Genomic DNA, 25,732 nt, shown 5'->3' with positions numbered 1-25,732 from the left:
CCCCTCGGAGCGCTAGAATTCCCTACGAACAGGCCTTGTCAAAGTCCCCACCTGCGAACGAACCAGACCTTCACAAGGTGCGTGAGCGTTGCGTAAGTCACCATCATGGCAGCAACCAGTGGCCAGTAGAGCCAAGGAAGCGGCACGAAACCCAACGCCGAACCGGCCCAGGTGAAGGGCAACGACATTCCTATCGCGCAAATGATCACCGTCGTCGCAATCAGCGCCGGGCTTGCGTGACTCTCGATGAACGGAATTTTTGCAGTCCTGATGATGTGAATGATCAGGGTCTGGGTCAGCAGGGATTCGACGAACCATCCGGTCTGGAACAACGGCGGATTGTCCCAGGCGTGGAAGACATAGAGCATCATGCCGTAGGTCGCGTAGTCGAATATCGAGCTGATCGGCCCGATGAACACCATGAATTTGAAGATGTTGCCGATATCCCATTTCCGCGGCGATGTCAGGTAGTCCTCGTCAACATTATCCGTCGGAATTGTCGTCTGCGAAAAATCGTAGAGAAGATTGTTGGTCAGCACCTGTATCGGCGCCATCGGCAGGAAAGGCAGAAATATGCTTGCTCCAAGCACGCTGAACATGTTTCCGAAATTCGAGCTGGCGCCCATTTTGATGTATTTGGTGATGTTCGCAAAAATCTTGCGGCCTTCGGTGACGCCCTCCTGCAGGACGAGCAGGCTCTTTTCGAGCAGGATGATGTCAGCGGACTCCTTGGCGATATCGACCGCCGTATCCACCGAGATCCCGACATCGGCTGCTTTCAAAGCCGGGCTGTCGTTGATGCCGTCGCCAAGAAATCCCACCACATGCCCCTTGGTGTGAAGGGCCCGTACAACCCGTTCCTTCTGCGCAGGGTTCAGCTTTGCGAAAACCGTGGTTTGATCAGCCGCCTCTGCCAGCTCTAGGTCGCTCATCTGGGCGATTCTCGCCCCGAGCAGGATGTCGCCTGGGTCCAGCTGAACCTCATGGCAGATCTTGCGTGTGATGACTTCGTTGTCTCCGGTGAGGACCTTTACCTGAACGCCTTTGCGCGCCAACGCCGCGATCGCCTCGCGCGCGCTCTCTTTCGGGGGGTCGAGGAAGGCGATGTAGCCAAGCAACGTCAGGTCGGCCTCATCCTGGACCGAATAGGTGGTCCGTGACGAATTCATCTCTTTGTACGCCACCGCAACGACGCGAAAGCCATCGGAATTCAGTTCGTTGGTCTGCTCCCTGGCTGCCTCGAAACGGCTGTCGTCGAGCTGTCCGACCCTGCCATCGAGGCAATAATTCGAACAGACGGCGAAGATCTCCTCGACCGCACCCTTGCAGATCAGGACATGCGTGCCATCTGCGCGCGCGACGACCACCGACAGGCGACGACGCGTGAAATCGAAGGGAATTTCGTCGACCTTCGAATAGCCGCCGCCATGTACCACTTGATCGAGTTCGGCATGCGACAGCACAGCCTTGTCCAACAGGTTCCGCAGTCCCGACTGGAAATGACTGTTGAGAAAGGCGTATTCCAGCACCTCGTCCGAATCGTGCCCCTGAATGTCGATGTGCCGCTTCAAGATGATCCGGTCCTGCGTCAGGGTGCCGGTCTTGTCCGTACACAATACGTCCATCGCGCCGAAATTCTGGATGGCGTTGAGGCGTTTGACGATCACTTTCTTATGCGACATCGCGATCGCACCCTTGGCGAGATTGACCGTCACGATCATCGGCAGCATTTCTGGCGTGAGACCGACCGCGACCGCGACGGCAAACAGCAAAGCTTCCAGCCAATCGTGCTTGGTCAGGCCATTGATCAGGAAGACGGCCGGCACCATGACGAGGATAAAGCGGATCATCAGCCACGTGAACTTGTTGATACCGAGGTCAAAGGCTGTCGGCACGCGCTGGCCTGCGATTTCGTGGGCGAGCTGGCCGAAGAAGGTCTTCGAGCCGGTCTGCACAATCACGCCAGTGGCGTAGCCGGAAACGACGTTCGCGCCCATGAAGCAGATGTTCGGCAGGTCGAAGGCGTCCTGACAGTCGGCAGAAGTCGGCTGCGCGTGCTTCTCCGAAGGCATGGATTCGCCCGTCAGCGCGGACTGGTTGACGAAGAGGTCCTTGGCTTCCAGCAGGCGCAGATCGGCGGGTATCATGTCTCCGGCAGAAAGCCTCACCACGTCGCCGGGAACCAGCTGATCGATCGGGATTTCGCAGAATACGTCATCCGATCGGCTTGGGAGGCGCCTGACACTTGCGGTCGTGTGCACCATGGCGCGCAGCCGGGCTGCCGCTTCATTCGACCTGTGCTCCTGGACGAAGGCGGTGGTAATCGCGAGTACCACCATAGTGGCAATCACCACGGCTGCACGTACGTCTCCCAGAAAATAGGAGACAGTCGCTAACGTCAGCAGCAGTGCATTCAACGGGTTGCGTGCTCGGGACCAAAGCTCCTCCGGTATCGTGGCCTTGCGTTCGCGCGCGACTAGATTTGGACCGAATTTCTTGGCGCGGGTGGCGGCCTCGGGCTCAGACAGGCCTTCCAGAGCGGATCCCAGCTTCGCGCAGGCCTCCTCAGGCTGAAGCCGGCTGATGGCCGCAAGCCAGCCGTCATGCACGGCCGCCTCAGCGCCAATGTGGCCGGTTTCCATGTGCGTTTTCGACCAGAAGTTCATGTGCGGTATCGCCGGTTTTTGACACGCGGCTCAACCATCGTCGAAAGTAGGCTTGAGGCGTTGCGGCAGATCAAAGCTCGCGAAGCTCCCAAGAGGCTGTTTATCCGAAAGCAGACTCTACCAGGCACAAGATGACCGTCAGCCCCTGCCAGGCCTAGTTAAACGACCTTTCAGGTACAACCTCCGCAAGTCAAGTAATGAGGATTAGGGTGATCGTCGGGCACCCAAAGGTGGCAAGCAAGGCGCCAATATACATGCGAGCCCACCTAGATCGGCAAAGCCTCATCGATTGGACACATCAATGACGGGTACTGACGCGATGACGTTGCCGGAAATTACGCGCTATCTCCGCAAAGACGCCCCCGCAGCACCGGTCGCCTTTGTCTCCCTTGTCACCCTTTACAGGCGCACCTCCACAACAGCGCAGTCACGAACAGATAGCAATAAGCAGAACCAGTGACCTTGCCATTGCCGGCTCCAGGTGGGAACCGCCCGCCGCGAACTCAGCGCGAGCGGAACGAAGATACCTTCCGAAGACGCGCCCGACTCTGGCGCGCGAGCGATCATTTCTGATCTGTAGGCGCCTGCGCGTTTGCCTTCCGCCTCTGGCGCGACATCCTCAACCTGCTCGCTGCCCGAACCCCTGACATGTACCAGGGCCAGTTCAAGAACGGCATTGATGTGCTTCCATGGATGGAGCAGCAGGAAAATGCCGCCATGAAGGCATCGACGCCAACGACTGGATCTACCAGACTTGGGCCTATGAGCGCCACGATGTCGGGACGACGGCCGGCTTCGTCGGAGATACCGCAAAGGCGCTCAGCTCGATCAAGGCGAGAACACTCATTCTCACGGGCACCAAGGATCTGCTCAATCCCGAGTTCGAGCCGATCGCGATGGGCAAGAACATTCCGCGGGTCAAAATGGTGACGATCAGTCCCGGGACCGTAACCGGGCATGCTGCTGCCGCCGGCAGCGTCGCCTCCGATGTCCACTTCCTGGATCAGGAAATCGGAGCCTTCCTCCGAGACGGGTTGGCGCACAGAAGGCGAATTAGCACTACTTTGGCGCAATGTGTTTGCGCCACTGTGTTTCAAGGATTTGCTTTCGGCAGTACGGACACTGCGGAGCGGGCGGCCGCAGGATGAGATCGACGATGGCGTGACGAACGGCGAGCACGTTTGGTTGAGGGGGACCCGTTGATTCTTTTTTTTGCTCCGCGTATGCGAAGCCCCGATGTTGCAGGAGGACGTAGGCGATCATTGTCATCAAGGCGTGGCGATAAAGACCTTGCCTTTATCCCCCTTCGAAGTGGTCAAGTAGTGCTAACAGCCATACAAAGGTCAAAGCGAGGGTGCTCAGCTAGTCATTGCACGGAGCGTAGTAGTGTTTCGCAAGACGATAATGCTTTCCGTACGCAACAAACTCCTGGTGCAGGCAACTCTCGCCTCGCCGGAATGTCTTATCGCCATCGCATCGAAGGTTCTCGAAATGGAGTCTGACGGTCGTTGATCGGTTGAGATAAGTGACAAAGTAGTGGAGAGCTTGAGCGCGACCGCCACACCTGCGGAGCACGGCATTACGAACGTCCGGCGGCAGCTGATCGATGTGATGAGGATTCCAGGGGCCGTCGTGCGAACTGGCACTTCCGAGAGCCACCGCTGTCCCGTGGAAGCACGTCAGTTGCAGCAAGAGGCCGATTGCGAGCAGTGAAAGCTGGGGCAGTTTTCGGTTGCACATGGCAGCACCGCAGGGCCATCGACTTGATGACGAAAGCCTACCAGAGATTCCTGACACCGAAAGCAGAGGAATCAGAACTGCGTATGCAAACGAGTAGCAACGATGGAGACCGGTCCACGGTCGCGATTGTAGGCGGGATTGGTGATGAACTGATAGTCGAAGCCAAGCGTCCACCTCGCGATCGGAAGCGTGTAGTATATTTCCATGATCTTTTCGGCGCCTGGATGCGGAAGCTGCCCATCGCCAATCAAGGCACTGTATCCGCCTGCTGCGAAATAGGCCTGGTGCACCGCGGAAATCATGTTGCGAATGCCTGCGATCCCGAGCGTATCGTTCGGCCTATTCCAGAATTTTCCGGAGATCGAAGCGCCACCCGCGAGTGTCGCGTCGGCATCGGTAAAGGCGTAGGCCTCTGACCTGCCGGGCGTATAGCCGGCTCGCGCGAACAGGCCGACGCCGGGGACGACCTGATGCTCGATATTGCCGGCTATTCCGAGCTTGCTCGTGTAGCTGCGAACGAGGGAAAGGTCGGCAGGCTGGCCGGTGAGGTTGGCCAGATTGACCGCGTCCTGGAAATTTCCGATGTGCGCACGGGTTAAATAGCCAGTTACAGCAACCTTGCCCGGTTGACCTGCGAGCTCATAGCGGCGCTCGACCTCACCGACAATCTGAAACTGGCCGAAGTGCGGATCGAGATCCGTGCTGTTAGGCACGACCGGACCGTCGAACACACCGGCGCGGAATGTCCACGGACCAGTATACCACTCAGCGGCGGCGCCATAAGTGAAGGCCCATGCGTCGGCGGCGTAGTCGAACGCGCCGGTGTTGACCAACGTCCAGTTCAAGAAGTCGCCGCGCGGATCGTGGGCATATTTGTTGGAATCGAAGATGTCCACGACGCTGAACTTGCCGACTGTGAGCACAAGGCGATCGCTCGTCTGCGAGCCAGCGAATTGCGTCAACCCGGAATCGACCTTCTGCACCTCGCCACCGAGGTCGATCGTCTGCCGCAGAAACGCGCGCGGGATCCTCGCATAGGGATACGTGGACCCTACCTTGTAGGCCTCCGCGCTGGGGAAGCCCGCGACGCCGAACGTGCCGTTGAGACCGAAGCCCTGGTCGATTTCCGGGTTGATCCAAATTTCGGCTCCATCCCAAGGCCGGAATCCCACATAGAGGTCGGCATCGAAGGTCTCTCGCACCTGATTCGGCGAGAGGCTGTTCTGTCCGCTATAGGGAGCACGAAATGGCAGCGCGTATTGCGTGACGACCGTCGTCTGGCCATGCACTGCGAAATCGTCCATCTCGGCGGGGGAGATGCCTTTGGCGGCAATGTCGGTGTGCGCAAGATCGGGACCAAGCTGATAGTTCACCCCGACCTGGATCCGCTGCACCGCGAGGTTGGAGTTCAACGATTCCGCCGATGCGGCAAGACCCTTGCTATGATCGCCAAGCTCCGAGGCCAGGAATTCCGCCTTTGCGGTCCAGTGCGGCGCGATCGGCACTTCGGCTCCGATTCCGGCCGCCCAGCCAAGTCGCCACGTCAAGGCTGTATCAACGGTCCCGGCGGAGGCGTTGCCAACCAGCGGCGTCCCGCCAAGCTTCGTACGCTCGAGCCTGTCGTAGGACCAGGCAAAGCCGGCGGTCGCATAAAGCAGCCAGTGATCGAAGGCATAGCCGAGCCTACCGCGGGCCGTTCCCGACCCGAGAACCGTGTCGCGATAGCTGGCGGTGCCGCCTGAGACAGATGTTGTCGTCCGCTCTCCTGCAAGGGTGTTGGGTGCGGAGACATCCGTCTCGAAACCCAGCACGAAGCGCGAGGGCAGCATGACATTGTAACCTGCCTGCAGGCCGAACAGATAGCTGCCAGTGCCTTTGAAGGCGTCGTATGAGTTGAACAGGCTGGTCGATCCGCTGACGGTCGAGACGGCGTCGCTGGCCGTCCAACTCGACCGGCCGTCCGCGTAGGCGAAGTGTCCGCCGAAGTAGAGACCCGTCCAATCCACAATTTTCGGTTTTGAGGACTTGGCCTGATACGCCTCAACCGCTGCCGCCGGTGCGCCGAGGACAAGACAGGCCATTGTGAGACAGATCCGCTTCATCGCGTTCAAGAGCCCCAACCGATGTTGGTGTTCAAGCAAAGGACGACCGTCCGAAATCTTCTCTCATGCGCCTGTGACCATTCTGCAACAATGGGCTACTTCGATCCGGTCGCCTTGTCTCAGGTCTTCGGTTACATGTCAGGGACGAGGGGAAAGGCGATATGATCCGGGTATGTTCCGCGCCGCTAGTCTGGGTCGCTGGCATAGGCATTGTTCGTGCTGAAAGCGCGCGGACAACCGGGCCGAAAACGCTCCTTCAATCCCTGCCTGGAAACTCCGCCACCACTCTCGAAGCGGCGGATGATGACCGCATCGATCCCGATCGCCCCCATTTTCCGGAAGCAAGTACGACCGTGGGTCTTGGACGTGCTGTTCTCGAGTCGGGCTACACCTTCGCGCAAAAGAACGGCGTCTCACTCTCCCACTCATATCCTGAAGGCTTGTTGGGCGTTGGAGCATTCGCGGACTGGTGTCATTCGGCCTGCAATATTGCCCCCCGCATTGCCTCACTGAGAATGTTACTGGACAACTTCTCGCCGAGGATTGGGTCGGTGCCGAAGCGGCCATAGCCCATGAGGCGGCGGACGACCGCACCATTCTTCTGCTCGACGAACGCCTGATCGTTCTTCTTGTAGGCGCGCGAGCGAGTTACTTCGAGCTTCTGTTCGCGACACCATGGCACGACGATATCGTTCATGAAGGCGCTATCGTTGTCGAAGTCCACGCCGCGCAATAGCCAGGGGAACAGGCTCTGTGCACGGATGCGCCTGCGGAAAAAGCTGTACTCGGCGCCGAGGTGTAAAAATCCGCATCGAGGTGTAGAAATCCGCATTCGCAGCGGCGCCGGTGTAGAAATCCGTTCGCAGACGATACGAACTCGGGGCACCTCCACGTTTGTGCCCCGACTTTGTAACATCACGAAGGATTCGGCTTCTTGGGTACAAAAGTGGGTACAGAGAAGATCGTTCGGATTTTTGAAAAGGAAATCCGAGAGTCGCATAATAAGCCAAGTTATTGTTTATGTGTGGAATTTCTTGGTAGCGGGAGAGGGACTCGAACCCCCGACCCCAGGATTATGATACAAGGCCTGAGGGCTCTCGCGCGCCGACTGGTTAATTTTCAAAGGATTTTCCCGGGGAAACAGGTCCTCCACACTCCACGGAACGCTTCTGCCGACCAGATCGACCGTGTAGCGTTTGTACAGCAGTTTGTACGGAGTTACCGGCGTGGATGCAAGAGTGGACAGGCCAAAGGGTGGACAGCGGCGCGGCCGGATCGGCCCCGACGACGTGAAGGAGGCCGCCGCCGCCGCCAAGACCGCCGTCCCCGGCGACGACGCGATCCATGATCTTAACGATACCGAGCTGCCCTACCTGACGCTGCGCCGCCGGGGGAAGAAGGTCTCTTGGCTTGTCCGGGCCTTCAAGAAGACAAAGGTTATCGGCACGCCGGTCGGGATCCACGTCGATCCGAGCTACCTGACTCTCGCGGCCGCCAGGCAGAAGGCCCAGCGGGTCTACGTCGAACTGGGCGAGGCCAAGACCGAGGAGCCGCCGACGCCAGCGCTACCGCCGCCGCCGTTGTCGTGGAGCGTGTCGCAGCTGTGCCTCGGCTACACGGCGTACATGTCCGGCGGCCGATGGCTCAACGAACGCACCAGGCCCGCGTCTCCGTCGACGGTGAATGACATCCGGCAGGCCTTCAGCCATGAGGCGGTGCAGGTCCTCGGGCCGATGCTTCTGATCGACCTCGACCGCGAGACCGTCGAGAGGGTCCGCGACGCGATCGAGCCTAAGATCGCTGGCGCCGGCGTGCACCGGGCGAAGCGTAAATTCATCGTCTGGTTCAAGGCCGCCATGGTCTGGGCGGCGAAGAAGCATCCATTCCAGAGCGGCCTGAAAGATGGGAGGGACCGATGGTGGGAGCGCCTGACCGTCGCCGATCCCTCCGCCGACGAGCAAAAGGCAATCAAGGCGCGCCGTAAACTGCGGCTTCTGCGAAAATCGGAGCTCACCGTGGCTGAGATCGGGAAGGTGCTGGCGGCACACGAGCAATACTGCGCCGGGCGCACCGGGCGCGACATGGTCGGGCCAGGCGTCAGGTTCGGCGTGTGGTGGACGAATTTCACGGCAAACAGGCGCTACACAACCGTGAAACTTGAGCGGAATAATTTCAAAGAACAGGACCCGCACAATGCGCCAGGCTGGGGCCGCGCCATGTGGGAGGAGGACCAGATGAAGGCCAAGGAGGTGTTTTGGCTTCCCTTGCCGCCTGTGGTCCGTGACATCGCGACGTTCGCCATGACCGATTGGAAGCAGCTCGTGAAGAACGAACACGGCGACCTCGATTCGAAGTGGGTCTTCGCGTCGACGCGCCGCACCGGTCGCGACCCCGGTAACGAGGACGTATCTACATACCCGAGCGCTCTCAACGAGCACATCGGCAAGCTCCGCGCGGCGGGCGTGCTGCAGGACGTCAAATACTATTCGCTTCACCTCGCCCGCGCCGCGATGACTGCGTTCCTAGAGAAGGCCGTATCGCCGAGGGCGGCGTCGGTGACGCTGGCCCACGCGCTCGACGACAAAGAGCAGTCCGGCATGTCGGACGTCACCCGGGAGTTTTACTCGGTGGATCAGCTCATGGAGGAGAAGACGGTCGCCATGAAAGCGTGGTCCGATGCTTTGATCGAGGCGTTCCTGAATGCCGGCGGCACGATGCCAGCACCGTCCGTGCAAAGACGCGCTACCAAACTCAAAACGAAGAAGACCCCGGAGTGAGGTGAGGTTTGATTGCGGAGAGATCCATTGTCTATTCGTCCAGCTCGGCGCGCATCCGCTGCGCTATCGTTTCGATTTTCGCGGCCGCCTTCATCAGACGCTGAGCGACTAGGCGTTACCCGCTACTGCCATCGCCGCCAATGCTTTCTTCGAGCGAACGATGTCGTATGCCTCGGACATGCCCCGACGGTGACCAGCATTAAAAGCCAACTCGATCAGCGACAGCACCGGCCGCGTGATCTCCGACGCCCCGATGGCGAGGGTCAACACCTCCCTACCATCCTTCTTGAACATGATGCGGCCGCGCGGCTCTTTGCCCGTGTTGTTGACGATGAATTGCGCGCCACTCGGGCGAACCACTTCAATCGGTCCGGGCCCCTCTAAGATCTTTCGGGGCGTCCCCCTCCCCTTTTGCGCGACAGCGATGCCGTCCTTGATCTCGGTCATCGCCGGCGCCCGTGGACAGGCCGATGCGGCAGCTAGTGCAGGTCGTCCGCCGACCTGTGCGTCGAGCCAGGCGTAAAAGTCGTGTTTGAGCTTGCCGCTCGCGTCGTCGGCGAGGATCGACGGCATGATCCCGAACAGGTCGGCGACCACCTTGCGCTGTCCAGTATCGGGATTCGGGATGTGGATGGCGCCGAGGCCGCCGCTCTCATCGTCCATGCAGGTCACGATCTCGGCTTCGTCGCCGTAGCGGAGATTGACCGCCAGGCGGAGCATGAAAGAGCACGTCAAATTGTGCTGCAATCCGTCTTCGGATAGCCAGTACGTCAGTCCCCAGTCGCAGACCACCTTAAAGGCTCCGTCCGGAAGGTCGAGGCGTCGGCGCAGCGCCATATCCACGGCGTCCCAGGCGGCGTCGAAACCGTCGTAGCACTTGGCGAAGCCGAAGGTCGCGTCGGGCTCTTTGCCGTTCTTCATCTTGACGTAGCAGGGTAGTAGCATTCTTTCCTCCGCTCGCCGCCGCGACGCCGGCCCCTCACGGCTTCGAGCCCGGTGGGCCGCGCAGCTGGACGCGTGATTAGTCGAGCATAGCCATTTCAGTTGCCGAGAGCGCCATGCCGCCATTCAGGGCGTCGGCGACGCGGGCGATCGCCGCGGCGTGCTGGCCGCGGAGCCGCTCGGCGAATGCATTGGCAACGACGAGCGTACGCTGGTAGGCACAGGCCTCGGTCTTGCCGACGCTCTTCGGCCCATAGTCGCGCACAATACGACGGACCCCCTTCGCGCGCTCCGAGATCATTTTCGGCACAATGCCGGCCTCCTCAATCTCAACGACCGCGACGCGGCGGTACCTGCCCTTGCACCGGCTTGGCATCTGACCGCTCGCGGTCATCACAATCCAGTCACGCATTAGACCTACTCTCCTTCGGGACAGCAGCGCACATTGCGCTCCGTCGTGAGCAGAAATGGTTGGCAAAAGCGGCCCGAGGTCAATCCTATCGTTTGTTGACGTCTTGAGAGCTTAGCTTCCCACCGACGCAAATCTGCCTGCGAAATCAATCAAAGCGGCAGCTTCAGCAAGATGCCGCGGACAGAGGACACTATCGCTCTCCACGATTTCAACAGCGTGGTCGAGAACACGCTCTGCGCCTTAGACGATCGCTCTTGGCAGGCAGACCTGACAATTGTCAGGTTGGTGGCTGCGATGCAGTCAATTGCACAGCTTGTTTTGTGATCGGATGAAATTCGATCCGGACGATGCTTACTTCATAAAATGAAGTGACGATCCTGGATTGAAGCGTGCGCGAATTACCCTTACTCGATGTTCGAAGGTAGTCTGCTTGCTGAGCTGAACACGATGACGTCACGAAGCGGCAACGCAGACGGCTAAGGCATCGGGTCGAGACCTGATCTTCGAGTTATTTTCGAGCAATTATCGACCAGAGCAAGTGCCTTTCCGCGTCGTCCTTCGAAGGTCGACGAGAACCAGTCTGCGACTAATGAATGGATGTTCAGAATTGCCTAAACAAAGGAAATGTTGGCAACTCGAAACTGGCAGCCCTGATCCGTCGACGTTTTCTGGTTTTCCACAATCGTCAATTTGACCAAAACTCATTTCGTTTGAATTGGCGGTCGTCGCAGCTGATATTGGTACCATGTGTCACGCAAGCGCGTGTCCACCACCAAGTAAGGAGTACTCGATTGACGGATCACCCGTGCAAGGGTCTGGGCAAAGCCGCGACGAACGCGTTCGAAGCGATCGCTGTCAATCATCAGCCGCACTGCTCCAAGGTAACCCTTCAGAGGCTGCTCGAACGCGGCCTCATCGCGCGCGAGGACCGGTTGATGCACTTTCGTGACGGCCTTCCTCCGTGCAGAATCGCGGGGTATTTCGTGCCGCTGCCGGTCCATTATCAGTGGTGCACGTGGGCCAGCGAGCAATTTGGCGAGTAGTGTTCTCTTCCCCTAATTGCGGACAGCACCGCGGCGGAAGAAAACGGGCCCCTGGAAATGCGATTACTACGTTCCGCGGCCGATTTTTCTTCGGTGGCAGAAGTGGTCGGACGAGCGGTTCTGGTAGCGATCCCCGACAGGGAGCGCGCTGACGCCCTGCGCCTCGCGCCCTAGCAACGACCACGGCCCGTTTCAACGCATACGCTGAATGACCTAGAGCATGTTGCTTTTTCCCGGAATCGGGATTCCCAGCGGGGAAGATTTCTGATTCAAGCTGCATGCTGGGAAGCGGAGGCCAGCATGGATGACGCGCCCCTATTCGGAAGACATTCGCGAACGGGCCTTGGCCCGGGCTGACGCTGGCGAGACGGTTCGTTCGATTGCTGTCGTACACACGTGATTTTGGCACGGCCGTGTTTCGAGTTTGGCACGGGGTTCGATTGATTAGACAGAGCTTTTGGGATTCGCTGTCTTCCCTGTTGGCCTGGACACTATCTCAAAACGAGACTGAAATTTGGCACGCGGCTGGGGCTGTCTAACCGATCCCTCGGGACTAGCAGAGACGCCTCTGAAGCCGTGCGTCGCCGACGGCGCTCGGCCTTGTTGGTCGCTATCGCGCGGTCAGCTACCGTGCGATAGCGGCAAGGCTCGGACCCTTGGTCCTCTGGCGGCGCTGACGGCTGCGAACGGAATGCTCCCGCGACCTTCGAGTTCTGAGTCCGCGTCGGACCTTGATTGGCGGTCAGGCAGCCCAGCATCCCAGATTCAAGGCGGAGGCGCCATCTTCTCCAGAACCTGCCGAATTCGGTGTTGAACCGCTCACGGCGGTGGCGACCCTCTCCACTCCGGCCCTGGTACCCGGCTGTTTTTCGCCATCTCAACCTGCCCTATAAAGCAGCTTTTGAAGGTTGAGGATTGATGAGCTGGCCCTGATATCAAGTCGCTCCGGCAGAAAGCGTGCATGCGCTGGGGGTCGTGAGTATCAACTATGCGCGGTTTGAATTGACCCACGTTTGGATGCTTGCAGCGGTCGCAAACCTCAAGGAGCGCCAGGCCGCGGTCATTTCAGCCCGGACGAACCCGAGCGACCGCGTCCGCCTCATCGAAACGTTTATGAGCCAGGTTGATTGGCCGGAAGATGCGGCCGCGGCGACGAACCATTACCTGAAGGCCATGGGTATTTTGACGACCAATCGCAATTTGCTGGTCCACTCGAATATGGTCGAGGCTTGGCAGAACAGGACGGCCATTTATTCGATTTCTCGTCAGGGCAACACCAGCGTCATCCAATCCTCTCTTGAGGAGATCAGGCAGGTTGCCGACGATCTGAACGAATACTTCGACTTCGGCCACAAGCTGTCGAACTACATCGCAACCAACATCCATCACGCGGCCCTCGAGGAAGGCATGTTCGCGATTTCGCGGATTCCTGCCTTGCCGCCCCTTCCCGCCCATCTTGATCCCGCCCAGCGAAAGAAATGATGATCCCTCACATTTTGCTGACCGGCGCCGGCTTTTCGTACAACTGGGGCGGATACCTCGCGAGCGAGGCGTTCGAATACCTGTTGGGCGTTACCGAGGACGACGAGGATCTTCGCAAGATCCTGTGGGCCGACCAGCACCTAGGCTTCGAAGCGACCCTTGCTCGGTTGAGGAAGGAGTTCGAGGAGAACTATACCCCACAGGGGGAGCAGGACCTGCGCAACTTGACCACCGCCGTCCGGCGCATGTTTGGCGACATGTGGCTGGCCTTTAGCCAATCGAAGTTCGACGAGGCGTTTGAAGACCCGCGGCTTGGCGTCATTCGCTTTCTCACCCGATTCGACGCGATTTTCACGCTTAACCAAGATACTTTGCTCGAGACTCACTACCTGCCGGTTGTGACCGATACTGATTTTGCGAAGAACACCTATCAGGGTCCACGGAACGTCGGCGCCCACCGTCCTGGGCTGGTGCCGGCCATGGACACCCTGACGTTTGGCTCCCTCGCTTCTCGAATTCCGTTGTTCAAGGCCGGCGACGACTTTTCGCCCACGCGTAATCTACAGCCCTATTACAAGCTGCACGGCTCGATCGACATCAAGGACGGTCGGGACATGATGCTGATCTTGGGCGGGGATAAGGAAGCCGACATCGGCAAACACCCGCTTCTTGAAGCCTACCACGCACAATTCGAGTGGTGGCTCAACATGCCGATGGCCCGCCTCATGGTGATTGGCTACAGCTTTGCCGATGCACATATCAACCGGGTGATATTCAATGCCGTCGAGAAGCGCGGCCTCAAGCTGTTTCTGGTTGGGCCTGACGGCGCAAAGGCCATCGGCTCCAATCCGGCCCTACCGGTCAATCCCGGGCAGCAGATCAAGAATGCAATCGTAGGCGCTTCCAGGCGATCGATACGGAACACGTTATCCGGTCGGGACATGGTGGAGCTGATGAAACTCGAGCGCTTCTTCCATGACGGCCGAATGGCCCTTACCCGCATTACCGCCCTTTAGGTAGTCCATGGCTAGAAAAGAAAAGCCGACAGCCCTCGTCTTGCTCCGCAAGGAAATCATCCGCTTTCTCAAGGACCCCACGCCGGAGGTGCTTTGCATCCGAGGTAAGTGGGGTGTAGGGAAAACCTACACGTGGGAGAGCCTACTCAAAGAGGTGGGCAAGGATGTTGCGCTCCAGTCGTACTCTTACGTCTCCTTGTTCGGCCTCGATACCCTCGACCGCTTCAAACTCTCGACTTTCGAGAATGCCATTCCGATAACGAGCATCGCTACGGGCCCGACGATGGAGACGTTGGGCGAAAACCTCAAATCGTTCGGCGCGAAGGCTCTCGGGGTCGTCAAGCCAGGTCTTACCACCATCGCCGAGCAGGCCGCATTCCTATCCGTGCGCAATTACATCATCTGCATCGATGATATTGAGCGGAAGGGCGAGAAGCTTCGGGTAATCGACATCCTCGGGCTCGCTTCCCTCCTAAAGGAACGGCGCAAATGCAAAATCGTCCTCATCCTGAATGAAGATGAGCTGGACAAGACCGGTGATCGCGAAGCCTTCGATAAATACAGCGAGAAGGTCATAGACACCTCCCTGCTCTTTGAACCCACATCGGCGGAGGCGTGCCAGATCGCCTTCAAGGGTACCGACACCTCCGACGAATTGATGCGGGAGAATTGCCAGAAGCTTGAGATCGCTAACATCCGCATCCTTAAGAAAATCGAGCGGCTGGTAAACGATGTGCGCCCTCACCTCACCGGTTTTGACCCGCGTGTTTTGGCGCAAGCGATCTCAAGTTTGGTTCTCTTCGGTTGGTGCGTCTACGCCAAGCAGGACGAACTGCTGCGCTACACGCTCAACGAACGCTACAAGTCTCGCTATGCGCTAAACGACCGAAAGCTCACCGAGGACCAGAAGAAGCTGGACGACCTACTTGAGGCCTATCCTTTCGGACTAGTGGATGCCCTCGACCGCGTTCTGCTGGATGGCATCCAGAAAGGTTTCATCGATCGTGACGAGCTCATCGAAGAAGCTAGGAAGCTTGACGACAACTACAAGAATGAAGGCCTGCGCCACGCCGTCCAAGGACCTTGGGACGCCTACCGCGATTCGTTCGACGATAACATGGACGAGGTTTGCAAAGGCCTTATCCACGCGGTGAAGACGTACCCCGACCATACGCCGGTCAACTACGTGGATGGCGCGATCATGTTCCTCAAGCGTATGGGCAAACCTGCAGATGCCCAGCAGGTGCTCGACGACTGGCTGGAGGCCAATAAGGACCAACCTCGCGGGTTCTACGATATTCGGAGCGGGGGTTTCTCGGTGCAGGACCCCGACCTGCAGACGGCTATAATCAACCGGTACAACTCTTATTCGGACACCCGAGATCCTGCGGAGGTGCTTTTCAAGATCGCCAAGGACCACGGCTGGAACGAGGAGGACATTGCCCTTTTGTCGAAGGTTACTCCCCACGAATTCTACGAGATGTTCAAGCGGCTTCGAGGCCTTGAGCTGCGGTCGGTGATCAAAAAGGCACTGGAGCTGGGACGCCAAGGAGCTGGCGATCCTGCCTACACCACCATTGGAGCAAATGCGCTCGCCGCGCTGACCAAGCTGCGCGGCGAATCTGCAATCAACGAGCAGCGCGTGTCAGGCCTGTATCAGGTATCTGAGACTGTGGCGTTCGTTCTCCTCGTCGAGCGGAAGAGATGCGCTCGAAGCCAAAATGCGCAGCTTATGAAGCTCGCCCGGGTCGTCGAGCCCCAGGCGCTGCAGCAGCGACTTGATGAGGAAAGACACCTCGGTCCCGGCCGAACCGCGGACCAAATGCAGTTCGTCGATGATGAGAAAGAAATATGAGTCCGGATCGCTGGCGAGCCACTGACGAGTCGCTTCGAAGACCTTGTCCTCCACTTCGCGCGACAGCATCGTGCCCAACATCGAAGCGTTGGTGACCAGAATGTCGGGCGGTGCCCGATGTATGTCCCATCTGCTCACCATCTCCCCGCCGTCGACCGATGGGAAGATGAATCTCGTCGGCTCCGGCGGCTTCTTGCCCGCGTCTTGCGCTTTCCTGCGCTCCTCGGTGTCAATCGGCGTTCAAATTTGACCCCTCATCGGCGTCCAATTTTGACCCCTTCGCGCGGCGAGCTTTGGCGGTAGCGCTCGTCTCGTCGGAGCTGGCCGGGATAGCGGAGGCGAGACGAGCGCGGGTGGCGTGATCGTCGTCTCGGCTCTTGAATCGCCAGCTATCGTTGCCGGTCTCGACAATGTCGCAGTGATGGGTCAATCGGTCGAGCAGCGCGGTAGTCATTTTGGCGTCGCCGAACACGCTCGGCCATTCGCCGAAGGCGAGATTGGTGGTCACGATGACGGAGGCGCGCTCATAGAGCCTGCTGACGAGGTGGAAGAGAAGCTGGCCACCGGACTGGGCGAAGGGCAAATAGCCGAGTTCATCCAAAACGATGAAGTCCATCCTGGTCAGATGCTCGGCGAGCCGACCTTGCCGTCCATTGCGGGTCTCGGTCTCGAGGCGATTGACGAGGTCGACTACGTTGAAGAAGCGGCCGCGGGCACCGGATCGGATGCAGCTTCTGGCGATGGCAATGGCCAGGTGGGTCTTGCCTGTGCCGGTGCCGCCAACCAGCACGACGTTGCGTTGTTGGGCAATGAAGCCGCCGCCAGCTAGATCATTGACGAGGGTCTGATTGATCGGGGTGCCGTCGAACTGGAAGTCGGCGATGTCCTTGGCAAGCGGCGGCAAGACCAGGACTCGACGCAACGCCGACGGACGCAACACTCGCGTCGGCTGGATTTGACATCCGGTCGGCCCTTCCGGAGCTATGTGAAGCTAAGCCGTCTTGCGTTCCCCATGGGCTCTTCAAAGACGCGTCGCGGATGTCCGGTCGTGAGCAGGCCAATAGGTCAGGGGGTTGACCCGAGAGGCCCATCCCATGGCTGCCGCCCCTGGGACCCCCGTTTCCGCCGACGACAGGGGCATCGGGCAGCGCCTCGGTATCTCCAGCCACAAATCGCTATAAGCCCGCTTGGGCAGACGGGTGGACCGGCAGGGCGGCATCCGCCCCCCGGCTCTCGCGCAGCAGGATCGTCGCGGCTGCCCCGAGGAAGGTCTACAACGAGCTCGTCGCATCCGGAGTCAGCGCCGTCTGGAAAGAAGGGGTATTAAAATACCTAATTTCGATCGGATCCAGTTTTCTGAATCCTATCCTTGGAGTTCTCTAATTAGTCCGGGGAGTAGCGGCGGATCTGCTACTTTAAGGCCATCGCTAAGGCCCTAATAAAGCAATCTTAACTAGCTTCTAGCACTAAATAAAAGAAAGCTACTTTTCTTTATTAGGAACTCTGCCGGTCCTGACCGCCAGGGCGGATCTCGAGTCCCGCGTGGAGCGCAAGCTGTACGCGGCGCTGCGCGGCGGGCGCGTATTCAAGGGCGATCTCGCGGTCTCCTACCAGCGGTTCGGCATATCGACGAAGACGCTGGACGTCTTGCGTTCCCCAGGAGCTCTTCAAAGACGCGTCGCGGTTTCCGGTCGTGAGCAGGCCAATAGGTCAGGCGGTAACCCGAGAGGCCCATCCCATGGCCGCCGACCCTATGACCCCCGTTTCCGCCGACGACAGGGGCATCGGGCAGTGCCTCGGGTATCTCCGGCCACAAATCGCTAGAAGTCCGCTGTGGCAGACGGGTGCACCGGCAGAGCGGCATCTCCCATTTTCGAGCCAACCTAGGTCCTGCGGCGGTTGAGCGCGAAGCCGGCAGCTAGGGCGGCTATCATCGCGATCTGGGCCGCAACGGTCTGCGCGGTGGGAAAAAGACCTACCATCGACAGACGGGGTACTGCGCGCAGCGGCGCGATGCCGACGATGCCGGCCTCCTGCAGCGCGGATACGCCCTTGCCGGCGAGCACGACCGTGAGAACCGCCATGAGCCAGGAGCTGTAGGTGAAGAACTTGCTGATCGGGAGCCGACTGCTGTAGCGCAGCATCGCGCATGCGATGACCATCAGCGCAATGCAGGCGCTGAGCGCGCCGGCGAGGATCGCACCGCCGTTCCCCTGATGCCAGAGTGCGGCGTAGAACAGGATGGTCTCGAACACCTCCCGATAGACGACGACGAACGCGAGGACTAACAGAAACCAGGCCGAGCCGCCGGACAGCGCCTTCGACATCTTTTCGCGCATATACCGCTGCCACTGATCCGCCTGCGCCTTGCCGTGCATCCAGATGCCGATCGACAGCAGCACCACCGCCGCGAAGATCGACCCGAACCCTTCGGTCAATTCGCGGCTCGTGCCGCTGATCCCGATCACCCAGGTCGCGACGACCCAGGTGAGGAAGCCTGCGACGAGCGCGCCGATCCAGCCCGCGTGCACGTACGGCATGACTTCCATCCGTTCGGCTTTGCGGAGAAAGGCGATCATGGCGACCACGATGAGGAGCGCTTCGAGACCCTCGCGCAGCAGGATCGTCGCGGCCCCGAGGAAGGTCGACAACGAGCTCGTCGCATCCGGAGACAACGCCGCCTGCGCGTCGTCGAGGAGACCGTCCAGAACCCGAACGCGATCCGAGAGCAGGTCTGCGGTCTCACTCTGCACGGCCGCGCGATACTCCCCCATCAGTCCTTCGATCCGCTCCATCAGCGTGCGGTCGCTTGCGGTCAGCGCCGGCTCGATCGGCTCGAAGCCGTCCAGATAGGCGGATAATGCGAGCTCGCCAGCGCGTTTGCGATCCCCCGCCCGGACAGCCTCGACGCTCTCCGTCAAGCGTGTCCGGACAAGCGATAGCGCCCCATCCTGCTGCGCGACGGCCGCCGGATGGCGGCGCAGGTACGCGATGAGGGCGTCGGCTTTGTCCTGCCCGATCTTGGCGGCGAGCGCCGCGGGCATCGTTCCGATCAGCGTCTTCAGGTCAGGAAGAAGCCGATGAAGTGACGCATCCCTCTTCCAGAGGCGTTCGCCTTCCACCGCGGGGGCGTCCGGAAAGGCAAACTGGCCGACGTAGAACGCCAGCGCCCAGCGCTCATCGACCGGCAGTCCTTCGAAGCTCGCCATCGCCGTTCCGTCCAGCCCTTGCGTAATGACCTGATAGAGTCCGAACACGCTGCGCTGACGGGCACGGTCGGCATCCGTGAAGTCGACGGGAGGGGTATCCAGCTTGGCGGCCTCCGGGCCGTGACCGTCGCCGGCCTCTCCGTGGCAGGCTGCACAATTCTGGACGTACAGCGTCGCAGCGCGCGCGAGATCAGGAGCTTTTGCCGGCGCAAGCGGCACGGGATAGGCCGCAAGGAGCGCGGCCGCCAAGCGGTGCGCGATCTCGGCAACCTGTTCGGGCTCGGCCTTTTCGGCGATCGCGCGCTTCAGTCTATCGGCTTCGCCGAGGAGCGTCTCCTTCTCGGGCTTCGGCGGGAGCGCCTGCAGCTTTTCGGCAACTGTAGCGGCAAACTCTTTCTGCTCCGCATATTCCGAAGGGCTGGACACCTGTCCGTGCGCCACCGCGCCTGCATAGTCAACCGCGATGTAGTCGAGCAGACGCCAGGTCGTCTCGACGTCGCCGGTTTCGGCCCTGGCCGCACCCAAGAGCACGAAAGCGACCACGGCGAAGAATGCGAAACGCAACGGTCCGGCTTTCACAACGATGCCTACTGAATCAATGAGGATAAGTTGGTACCGTCCGGGTACCGGCCGCTCAATTGGAGTTGCTCTAATCTGCTTGCAGATCACCTTTTGTTGAGAAGCCCCGACGCGTCCTCCGCGCGCCGCTGCGGCAACGAAGGGCGAGCATCATCATGGTGGTGTCGGTGGTGTCGTCGCCCACCTGTACGGCGTCGCCCCGAGGTGACCGCAAACGCCGATCGCTTAAAACCCCGCTATGCCCCGCCCGCGACAGGTTCCGGCGTTGGATCTGGTCACCCCTCTCTGCCGGAGGGTTTCAATCGCAGGGAAATTCGCGGGGAGTTCTCTCGAGGCTTGCGTTTACCTCTATCTCGGCCTGCCGGAAGAGTTCGTCCAGCGCCTTGCCTCCTTCCGCTACCGCTTGGTTCGAGGGGATACGGTCGCTTTGCGCGGCTTGAAGTGGCCCCCGCATGGAATCCCGGACCCTGTGGAGCCAAGTCACGGGACTGCTGTTTTCCAACGCGCGATCGACGAGCTGGCTGCGTATGATGCATTCGAGCGCAAGAATGCGCCCTTCCTTCAGTGCGTCCATCAAACTCCCCCGTGTCGGTAGCCGTCAGAAGAGTTCCGCCCGATGACACGACCTATACGCGGGATGAATCCGGGCACCTCGGCCGCGTACTTGTCGTAGCCTTCCCCGAACTGCGCCCTAACCGCACGCTCCTCGCTGCGGGCCAGTTTCACGTACATGGCGGCCAGCACCGGAAACATCGCAAGCGTGAGAATGGTGGGCCACTGGACGAGAAAGCCGAGCATCACAAGAATGAACCCGACGTATTGCGGGTGCCTTACGAAGCCATAGGGGCCGGCCGTGGCCATGCCACGGACCCGCTGCGCTTCGTAGAGCACTTTCCAGGCAGAGGAGATCAGCAGGAAGCCGGCGCCGATCAGGAGAAAGCTCAGGATATGGAATGGTCCTGCATGCGGGTGGGCTTTCCAGCCGAACATCATCTCGAGAAGATGGCCGGCGTCGTGCGAGAACCAATTCACGTCGGGGAAGCGAGACTGCAGCCCTCCCGACAGGAAGTATATGGTAAGCGGAAAGCCGTACATCTCCACGAACAGCGCGATCAAGAACGCGCTGAAGGCACCGAACGAGCTCCAGTCCTGCGGCGTCTGTGGTTTGAAGAAGGTGTATGCGAACAGGATGAAGATCGCCGAGTTGACGATCACCAGGCTCCATAGGCCGTAGGCCGGCGTCGCTTCGCTCATGACGACCTCGGTCCATCATTGCCGCCGTGTCGATCGTGGTGATGACCGCCATGCATGAAAAAATGCATCAACGGGCAAGCAAGAAGTGGCAGCCAGATCAACACGCCGAGCACGTGAGCCCGGTGCTCGGTGAACAGAAGGGCTCCGGCGACGATCAGGAATCCGAACAGCACTATGCCGGCTCGCGCCTTGACCGACATGCCTTCTCGCGTGCGCTCCTCATGTCCGGCGTAGTCTCTCGAAAGCATCTGCGTGTTCCCCTGACAATCTGAGAACATACACCAGATGTGTTTTGTGCTTCTTGACCCACATCAACTTTCACGTCGTGGTCTCGCCGATGGGCGTTGTCGCGACATATCCGCGCGCGTTTTCCTGAGTGCCTCACCGCGCCGAGAGACTTGAGGACACGCTCAAATTTGCGTCGCGCGAAGGCAAACAATCGATCCTGTTTGTTGATGTGAATCAAGGTTCTCACGCGAGATCTGCGGTCTAAGAGCTTCATCTCACTTCACTTGAAAGTACACGGGAGAAGGACTCATGATCCGTCGTCAACTACTCGTCGCCACCATCGCCCTTGGCTTCGCCACGCTGCCCGCGGTCGCACAAACAACGACACCGGACGAAAAGAACGGCCACCACTACTCCGGCGGACCCAAGACCGAGGTGCCGCATCACATGGGGGCGAAAGAGGACACGGGCCCGAAGGCCGCTTCCGACGGAGGAAGCCACCACTACACCGGTGGTCCTAACTCTCCGACGCCGCATCACATCGGACCGAAGAAAAACTAGCTCAGCGACTCAGGTTCGCTACCGCATCCACTGGCCCGAAAGGCACTCGCTCTTTCGATCGTTCGGGCCAGTCGGCCATCGCTCGGCGGGCGCACCCTGCTAACGTCGATGTCGGCTATTCGATGTGGTGATCAAGACTCACTTCAGCGGGCTGCGCCTGCGTCGCCGCGACCCTGCAGGTCCCGTAAACTATCTTCAGCGAGAACGTCCATGCCTGCCCTGATTGCCGACGAGCGGTGTTCCGTCAACTGCTTCGACGACTGCTCTCTTCCCTCCTCCTCGAAGAGCAGAAAATCGGCCGGCGACGAACCGATCGCGCATATGGGGAAGATCGTTCAGTACAAGCGGGGGGCCGAGATATTCGGCCAGGGCCAGCCCGCTCTCTACCTTTATCGCGTGCTGACGGGCGCCGTCAGGACCGTATGGATATCCAACGGCGGCCGACGGCAAATTCGAGACTTCTACCTGCCAGGTGATTATTTCGGCCTTGAGATGGGAAGCGCGCACTCGCTGTCCGCCTACGCGATCGGCGATACGCAAATAAGGGTCATCAATGTACACACGATCGCCAAATTGACTGGCCGTCGAAAGGACGTCACGCACCAGCTCCTTCAGGTGAAGGACGACGAACTCGTCCGTCTTCAGGATCAGACCCTTCTGCTCAACAAGACGGCTGAAGAACGCATCGCCTGGTTTCTCGTTCGAATGACGGCCCGCAGCGAGACACAGAAATTCATCACGCTGCCGATGCCACGCAAGGACGTCGCCGAGCACCTGGGGCTCACGATCGAGACGGTCTCACGAACGATGAGACAATTGGAAAGCGCAGGCCTGATCAAGTCGCTGAGCCGACGCCGGATCCAAGTCCTGAACGACAAGGCTCTCAGGAAGCTCGTTTCCTGAATTCGGCCGCGCTGCGGCTCATCCGCACAACGACCGCGGAGTAACTGGCCGCACGGAAGTCGAATGCTGTAAGAAATTTCCTCGCACGGCGTCTATCTATCGCGCTCATTTGTTTCCGGTCGACGCACGTCATCGTCGCCCGTCCCTCACGATGGATATCGCCCTGCTATTCCGAGCCCCGCGGTCGCACGCCGAACCCGAGAACAATCGTGCCATTCGGCAGGTCACAGTGCACAACGCTGCGATCGATCGCGTCCGTGCGTTATTGATGCTACTGGTGCTCCTGCATCACGCCGTCATTCCCTACACCTACTTCGGCGGAACCGACGCTGAGAAGTGGATCGGCTTCGATACGATCGTGCTGGCCAACGACAGTTTCTTCATGGCTATGTTCTTCTTCCTTTCGGGGCTGTTCGTGTGGCCGGGCCTGGCTCACAAGGCAGCTCCGGAGTTTCTGTCTCAACGCTTGGTCAGGCTCGGGCTACCCTTCGTGATCGCAGTCTTCACCATCATTCCCCTCGCCTACTATGCTCTCGAACTGCGGCGGACTCCGGATATCAGCTTTGTCGAATTCTGGCTGAAGACGATCACGGTTGGGCCGTGGCCAAGCGGGCCGGTCTGGTTCCTCTGGGTGCTATTGGCGTGCGACGTCGTGGCGTGCGCCCTCAGCCGAGTCGCGCCCCGTTTGTTGGACCCGGTGAACCTGCTATCGGTACGCAGTTACGATCGGCCGCATGAGTTCTTTGCAATCCTGTTGGTTGTCACTGGAGCGGCCTATACCCCGTTGCGTGTCTACTTCGGCGCCGGTCATTGGTTTGAGTTCGGCCCGCTTTCCGTACAGGCGAGTCGCGTCTTGCTCTATCCGAGCTACTTCTTCCTCGGTGCCGCCGTCGGCGCGGCCAATTTGGACCGCGGCCTGCTCGGCACGAATGGGCAGCTCCAGAGATCTCGCTTGAGTTGGGCGCTCGCCGCCATCGTTACATATTGCCTGCTGTGGGTCCTGATTTACGTGAAGCGGGAGCACCTCGGCAATCCCGCGTGGCTGCCCGCCTGGTATGAGGTGAGTTACGGCTTTCTGTTTGTCGTCTTTAGCGCAGCGATCATGTTCGCCTTACTCGGTCACTTTCTCAGACTGAACCGATCCGCCTTGCCTCTGCTGGATTCGATCCGACCATATGCATATGGCATGTTCCTGGTGCACTACCCGATCGTGCTCTGGATTCAGTACGGTCTGTTCGACGTGGACCTTGACGCAATTGCCAAAGCGCTCATCACGTTCGTGCTGACCGTTTTGCTCAGCCTGGCCACGACGACAGTCTTGCGAGCTCTCCCCGGCGCGCAGCGGGTGCTGTAACCTTCACTTTCTACGCATGCAGTCGTCGCGGGATGGCTCACGTCGGCGCAAACGCGGCTGGAGGCCCTGAATCGGGGCAACCACGGCTCCGCACTTGCGATAGACCTTTGGAAGCACTCATGCCACCGTTCTCTCCGACAGGAGCGTGATGGGCTGCCGCGTGTCACCGCGGGCGACCTGCAAGCAACTCCCGATGGACGCCGCTCAATGGACGTCAAGCGCGAAGCGCGGTCCTGCGGTCGGCGCGGAGCGGGATTCAGCACGGGACCTATGGCCGGTCGCAGCGACACGCCCAAAAGCTTTCTTCACGGCAGATCACGCATCTGCTTTCGAGGCGCTCCTTCAACGCCTGACGAGCACGATAAAGGCGCACCGTAAGATTGTTCACCGTTATTCCGAGATCGGCCGCCACCGCCTCCCTCGACTCGCCGCCAAGATCCACTCGTCGGATGACCTCGGCATGTTCCGACTTCAGCGATAGCAAGTGCGCGTAGAGGCATTCGCACGCCAATTCGACTTCGGTAACTGCCGCAAGTCGATCGCTTAGTTCGGTGGAGAGTGGTGTCTCTCTGATCTTGTGTCGCGATGTCTGCCGGTGAAAATCGGCGATGGTTGTCGCCAAGACCTTGCTGAGCCAACCGCGCACCGACTCCGCATCTCTGACGTCGGCAGACCGCTCGAGCGCCTTCAAGACGAACACCTGCAGCACCTCCTCCGCATCCGCGACCGAGTTGAAGCGCCTCTGAAGATAATTCCGCAGACGATCGTAGCTGTCCACGATCGCCGTCCGAACGGCAGTGCGCGCGGTTGCCGGCGTCCGTAACCCATGCGGGTTCGCAGCGACCAATAAGTTATCGCGCGCCAATTTCATCTCGATCGCCCGGGTGTGACACCTGCGAGCGCGTCGTGATCGACGCATGGACGAGACACCTCTTGCGCAAGAGATAGCGCGAGCGGAATCCCGATCACGGCGGCTGCAGCCGAAAAGTCGAAGACGACGGAAGCTAGGCCTCGCGACGCGAGACGTCCCGCGGATGATAACTCCTCGGTCTGGCCGAGACCGATTTCGGGTGCCCAACAGTCAAGCGTCGTTGGCACGCGTGGCACAAGTTCGCCTTCGGAGCGTTCCGTCCCAATTCTGAATTCATGCTGTCCCATGGTCCACACCATCGGGGAAGACTTCGTTGCAGGTCCCCGGCCGATATCTCCAGGCTTGATCACACCGCGGTTGCCGTCGGGGCCGATTCACCGATCGCCCCGACGGCCGCGGTCATTTCGCCTTTTGAAGCTTGGTGATCGTGATGCCACCGGTCTGTCGTTCGACCTCGAACTGGACCTTATCGCCGGCCTTGACCTGCTTGAGCATCGACGGATCGGAGACCCGGAAGACCATGGTCATCTCCTCGTCGTCCATATTCAGGCTCTTTATCGGGCCATGCTTCAGGGTGATCTTGCCGGCGCCCTCGTCGACCTTCTTCACTTCTCCGGTGACGAGGTTCGCTTGCGCGAACGCGGCGACGGGAGCGACCGAGATGGCGACGGCAAACAGTGCGGATCTCACGGATAACTTCAACATCCTACTCTTCCTCTTCTTCTTGCTATGGCCGAC

General features: G+C 59.8%; 21 protein-coding genes and 1 pseudogene. 9 read left to right on the top strand and 13 right to left on the bottom strand.

Going from position 1 to position 25,732, the window contains the following annotated elements; translation table 11 throughout:
* Positions 1-38 precede the first annotated feature (38 nt).
* Positions 39-2,666, bottom strand: coding sequence for a magnesium-translocating P-type ATPase (gene mgtA / locus F8237_RS22070; RefSeq protein ID WP_151647850.1), 2,628 nt, complete (start codon positions 2,664-2,666; stop codon positions 39-41).
* 689 nt (positions 2,667-3,355) lie between these two features.
* On the opposite strand from mgtA, the gene F8237_RS22065 reads away from it, so the two are divergent.
* On the top strand, positions 3,356-3,814 hold the full coding sequence (locus tag F8237_RS22065) for an alpha/beta hydrolase family protein (protein ID WP_244625948.1): 459 nt from the start codon (positions 3,356-3,358) through the stop codon (positions 3,812-3,814).
* Here the strand turns inward: F8237_RS22065 and F8237_RS36965 are convergent.
* The 3 genes and pseudogenes from F8237_RS36965 to F8237_RS36960 all read right to left on the bottom strand — a co-directional run.
* Positions 3,760-3,986: pseudogene (locus F8237_RS36965) on the bottom strand (IS701 family transposase); the annotation flags it as partial. The gene F8237_RS22065 and the pseudogene F8237_RS36965 overlap by 55 nt on opposite strands.
* Positions 3,987-4,477: 491 nt before the next feature.
* A complete protein-coding gene (locus F8237_RS22055; RefSeq protein WP_151650630.1) occupies positions 4,478-6,508 on the bottom strand; it encodes a carbohydrate porin in 2,031 nt (676 codons plus the stop codon).
* 472 nt (positions 6,509-6,980) lie between these two features.
* On the bottom strand, positions 6,981-7,340 hold the full coding sequence (locus tag F8237_RS36960; RefSeq protein WP_244625947.1) for a hypothetical protein: 360 nt from the start codon (positions 7,338-7,340) through the stop codon (positions 6,981-6,983).
* A 406-nt stretch (positions 7,341-7,746) separates the two neighbouring features.
* Here F8237_RS36960 and F8237_RS22045 point away from each other — a divergent pair, with 406 nt between their 5' ends.
* Positions 7,747-9,285: a site-specific integrase gene (locus F8237_RS22045; RefSeq protein WP_151647846.1), complete on the top strand. Its 1,539-nt coding sequence runs from the start codon at positions 7,747-7,749 to the stop codon at positions 9,283-9,285.
* Positions 9,286-9,393: 108 nt separating this feature from the next.
* On the opposite strand, the gene F8237_RS22040 is transcribed toward F8237_RS22045, so the two are convergent.
* Positions 9,394-10,230 (bottom strand): hypothetical protein, encoded by an 837-nt coding sequence (locus tag F8237_RS22040; RefSeq protein ID WP_151647844.1) that lies wholly within the window; start codon positions 10,228-10,230, stop codon positions 9,394-9,396.
* Positions 10,231-10,306: 76 nt separating this feature from the next.
* The gene (locus tag F8237_RS22035) at positions 10,307-10,639 is read right to left on the bottom strand and encodes a hypothetical protein (protein ID WP_151647842.1); all 333 of its coding nucleotides are present in this window, start codon (positions 10,637-10,639) and stop codon (positions 10,307-10,309) included.
* A 791-nt stretch (positions 10,640-11,430) separates the two neighbouring features.
* On the opposite strand from F8237_RS22035, the gene F8237_RS22030 reads away from it, so the two are divergent.
* The 4 genes from F8237_RS22030 to F8237_RS36675 all read left to right on the top strand — a co-directional run bounded on the left by F8237_RS22030 (position 11,431) and on the right by F8237_RS36675 (position 16,035).
* Entirely contained in the window at positions 11,431-11,682 is a 252-nt protein-coding gene (locus tag F8237_RS22030; RefSeq protein ID WP_151647840.1) for a hypothetical protein, read from the top strand.
* 975 nt (positions 11,683-12,657) lie between these two features.
* Positions 12,658-13,164 (top strand): hypothetical protein, encoded by a 507-nt coding sequence (locus F8237_RS22025; RefSeq protein ID WP_151647838.1) that lies wholly within the window; start codon positions 12,658-12,660, stop codon positions 13,162-13,164.
* Complete coding sequence (locus F8237_RS22020) at positions 13,161-14,180, top strand: SIR2 family protein (RefSeq protein WP_151647836.1); 1,020 nt, start codon at positions 13,161-13,163, stop codon at positions 14,178-14,180. Before F8237_RS22025 ends, F8237_RS22020 begins: the two co-directional genes overlap by 4 nt.
* A gap of 7 nt (positions 14,181-14,187) precedes the next feature.
* Entirely contained in the window at positions 14,188-16,035 is a 1,848-nt protein-coding gene (locus F8237_RS36675) for a P-loop NTPase family protein (protein ID WP_154696369.1), read from the top strand.
* 229 nt (positions 16,036-16,264) lie between these two features.
* Here the strand turns inward: F8237_RS36675 and istB are convergent, their stop codons facing one another.
* From istB to F8237_RS21990, 5 genes are all read right to left on the bottom strand, one after another.
* Entirely contained in the window at positions 16,265-16,990 is a 726-nt protein-coding gene (gene istB / locus F8237_RS22010) for an IS21-like element helper ATPase IstB (protein WP_476727241.1), read from the bottom strand.
* A gap of 928 nt (positions 16,991-17,918) precedes the next feature.
* On the bottom strand, positions 17,919-19,823 hold the full coding sequence (locus F8237_RS22005; RefSeq protein ID WP_201280141.1) for a cytochrome c/FTR1 family iron permease: 1,905 nt from the start codon (positions 19,821-19,823) through the stop codon (positions 17,919-17,921).
* A 298-nt stretch (positions 19,824-20,121) separates the two neighbouring features.
* On the bottom strand, positions 20,122-20,397 hold the full coding sequence (locus F8237_RS22000; RefSeq protein WP_028132981.1) for a hypothetical protein: 276 nt from the start codon (positions 20,395-20,397) through the stop codon (positions 20,122-20,124).
* On the bottom strand, positions 20,397-21,077 hold the full coding sequence (locus F8237_RS21995; protein ID WP_151647835.1) for a methyltransferase family protein: 681 nt from the start codon (positions 21,075-21,077) through the stop codon (positions 20,397-20,399). Before F8237_RS21995 ends, F8237_RS22000 begins: the two co-directional genes overlap by 1 nt.
* Positions 21,074-21,325 (bottom strand): DUF2933 domain-containing protein, encoded by a 252-nt coding sequence (locus F8237_RS21990; protein ID WP_151647833.1) that lies wholly within the window; start codon positions 21,323-21,325, stop codon positions 21,074-21,076. Before F8237_RS21990 ends, F8237_RS21995 begins: the two co-directional genes overlap by 4 nt.
* A 289-nt stretch (positions 21,326-21,614) precedes the next feature.
* Here F8237_RS21990 and F8237_RS21985 point away from each other — a divergent pair, with 289 nt between their 5' ends.
* The 3 genes from F8237_RS21985 (at position 21,615) to F8237_RS21975 (ending at position 24,123) form a co-directional block, all read left to right on the top strand.
* Positions 21,615-21,866, top strand: coding sequence for a hypothetical protein (locus F8237_RS21985; protein ID WP_151647831.1), 252 nt, complete (start codon positions 21,615-21,617; stop codon positions 21,864-21,866).
* Between the two features lie 210 nt (positions 21,867-22,076).
* Positions 22,077-22,769, top strand: a complete 693-nt coding sequence (locus F8237_RS21980; protein ID WP_151647829.1) for a helix-turn-helix domain-containing protein — start codon at positions 22,077-22,079, stop codon at positions 22,767-22,769.
* A 151-nt stretch (positions 22,770-22,920) separates the two neighbouring features.
* Positions 22,921-24,123 carry an acyltransferase family protein gene (locus F8237_RS21975; RefSeq protein ID WP_151647827.1) on the top strand — a complete coding sequence of 401 codons (1,203 nt, stop codon included), beginning with the start codon at positions 22,921-22,923 and terminating at the stop codon, positions 24,121-24,123.
* A gap of 268 nt (positions 24,124-24,391) precedes the next feature.
* Here the strand turns inward: F8237_RS21975 and F8237_RS21970 are convergent, their stop codons facing one another.
* Both F8237_RS21970 and F8237_RS21965 read right to left on the bottom strand, forming a co-directional pair.
* On the bottom strand, positions 24,392-24,994 hold the full coding sequence (locus tag F8237_RS21970) for an RNA polymerase sigma factor (protein WP_151647825.1): 603 nt from the start codon (positions 24,992-24,994) through the stop codon (positions 24,392-24,394).
* 399 nt (positions 24,995-25,393) lie between these two features.
* Positions 25,394-25,699: a copper-binding protein gene (locus F8237_RS21965; protein ID WP_151647823.1), complete on the bottom strand. Its 306-nt coding sequence runs from the start codon at positions 25,697-25,699 to the stop codon at positions 25,394-25,396.
* Between the last annotated feature and the right edge of the window lie 33 nt (positions 25,700-25,732).

Origin of the sequence: Bradyrhizobium betae (assembly GCF_008932115.1) — a bacterium.
In the GTDB taxonomy this organism is placed as follows: domain Bacteria; phylum Pseudomonadota; class Alphaproteobacteria; order Rhizobiales; family Xanthobacteraceae; genus Bradyrhizobium; species Bradyrhizobium betae.
Note: the sequence above shows the minus strand (reverse complement) of the source record. Positions and strands in the feature narration are given on the sequence as shown.

Bases quoted from the DNA above. Each gene is read 5' to 3' on its own strand.
- mgtA (WP_151647850.1), bottom strand. From the start codon at position 2,666: ATGAACTTCTGGTCGAAAACGCACATGGAAACCGGCCACATTGGCGCT.
- F8237_RS22065 (WP_244625948.1), top strand. From the start codon at position 3,356: ATGGATGGAGCAGCAGGAAAATGCCGCCATGAAGGCATCGACGCCAAC.
- F8237_RS22055 (WP_151650630.1), bottom strand. From the start codon at position 6,508: ATGAAGCGGATCTGTCTCACAATGGCCTGTCTTGTCCTCGGCGCACCG.
- F8237_RS36960 (WP_244625947.1), bottom strand. From the start codon at position 7,340: ATGCGGATTTCTACACCTCGATGCGGATTTTTACACCTCGGCGCCGAG.
- F8237_RS22040 (WP_151647844.1), bottom strand. From the start codon at position 10,230: ATGCTACTACCCTGCTACGTCAAGATGAAGAACGGCAAAGAGCCCGAC.
- F8237_RS22035 (WP_151647842.1), bottom strand. From the start codon at position 10,639: ATGCGTGACTGGATTGTGATGACCGCGAGCGGTCAGATGCCAAGCCGG.
- F8237_RS22020 (WP_151647836.1), top strand. From the start codon at position 13,161: ATGATGATCCCTCACATTTTGCTGACCGGCGCCGGCTTTTCGTACAAC.
- F8237_RS36675 (WP_154696369.1), top strand. From the start codon at position 14,188: ATGGCTAGAAAAGAAAAGCCGACAGCCCTCGTCTTGCTCCGCAAGGAA.
- F8237_RS22000 (WP_028132981.1), bottom strand. From the start codon at position 20,397: ATGGACGCACTGAAGGAAGGGCGCATTCTTGCGCTCGAATGCATCATA.
- F8237_RS21995 (WP_151647835.1), bottom strand. From the start codon at position 21,077: ATGAGCGAAGCGACGCCGGCCTACGGCCTATGGAGCCTGGTGATCGTC.
- F8237_RS21990 (WP_151647833.1), bottom strand. From the start codon at position 21,325: ATGCTTTCGAGAGACTACGCCGGACATGAGGAGCGCACGCGAGAAGGC.
- F8237_RS21985 (WP_151647831.1), top strand. From the start codon at position 21,615: ATGATCCGTCGTCAACTACTCGTCGCCACCATCGCCCTTGGCTTCGCC.
- F8237_RS21980 (WP_151647829.1), top strand. From the start codon at position 22,077: ATGCCTGCCCTGATTGCCGACGAGCGGTGTTCCGTCAACTGCTTCGAC.
- F8237_RS21975 (WP_151647827.1), top strand. From the start codon at position 22,921: ATGGATATCGCCCTGCTATTCCGAGCCCCGCGGTCGCACGCCGAACCC.
- F8237_RS21970 (WP_151647825.1), bottom strand. From the start codon at position 24,994: ATGAAATTGGCGCGCGATAACTTATTGGTCGCTGCGAACCCGCATGGG.
- F8237_RS21965 (WP_151647823.1), bottom strand. From the start codon at position 25,699: ATGTTGAAGTTATCCGTGAGATCCGCACTGTTTGCCGTCGCCATCTCG.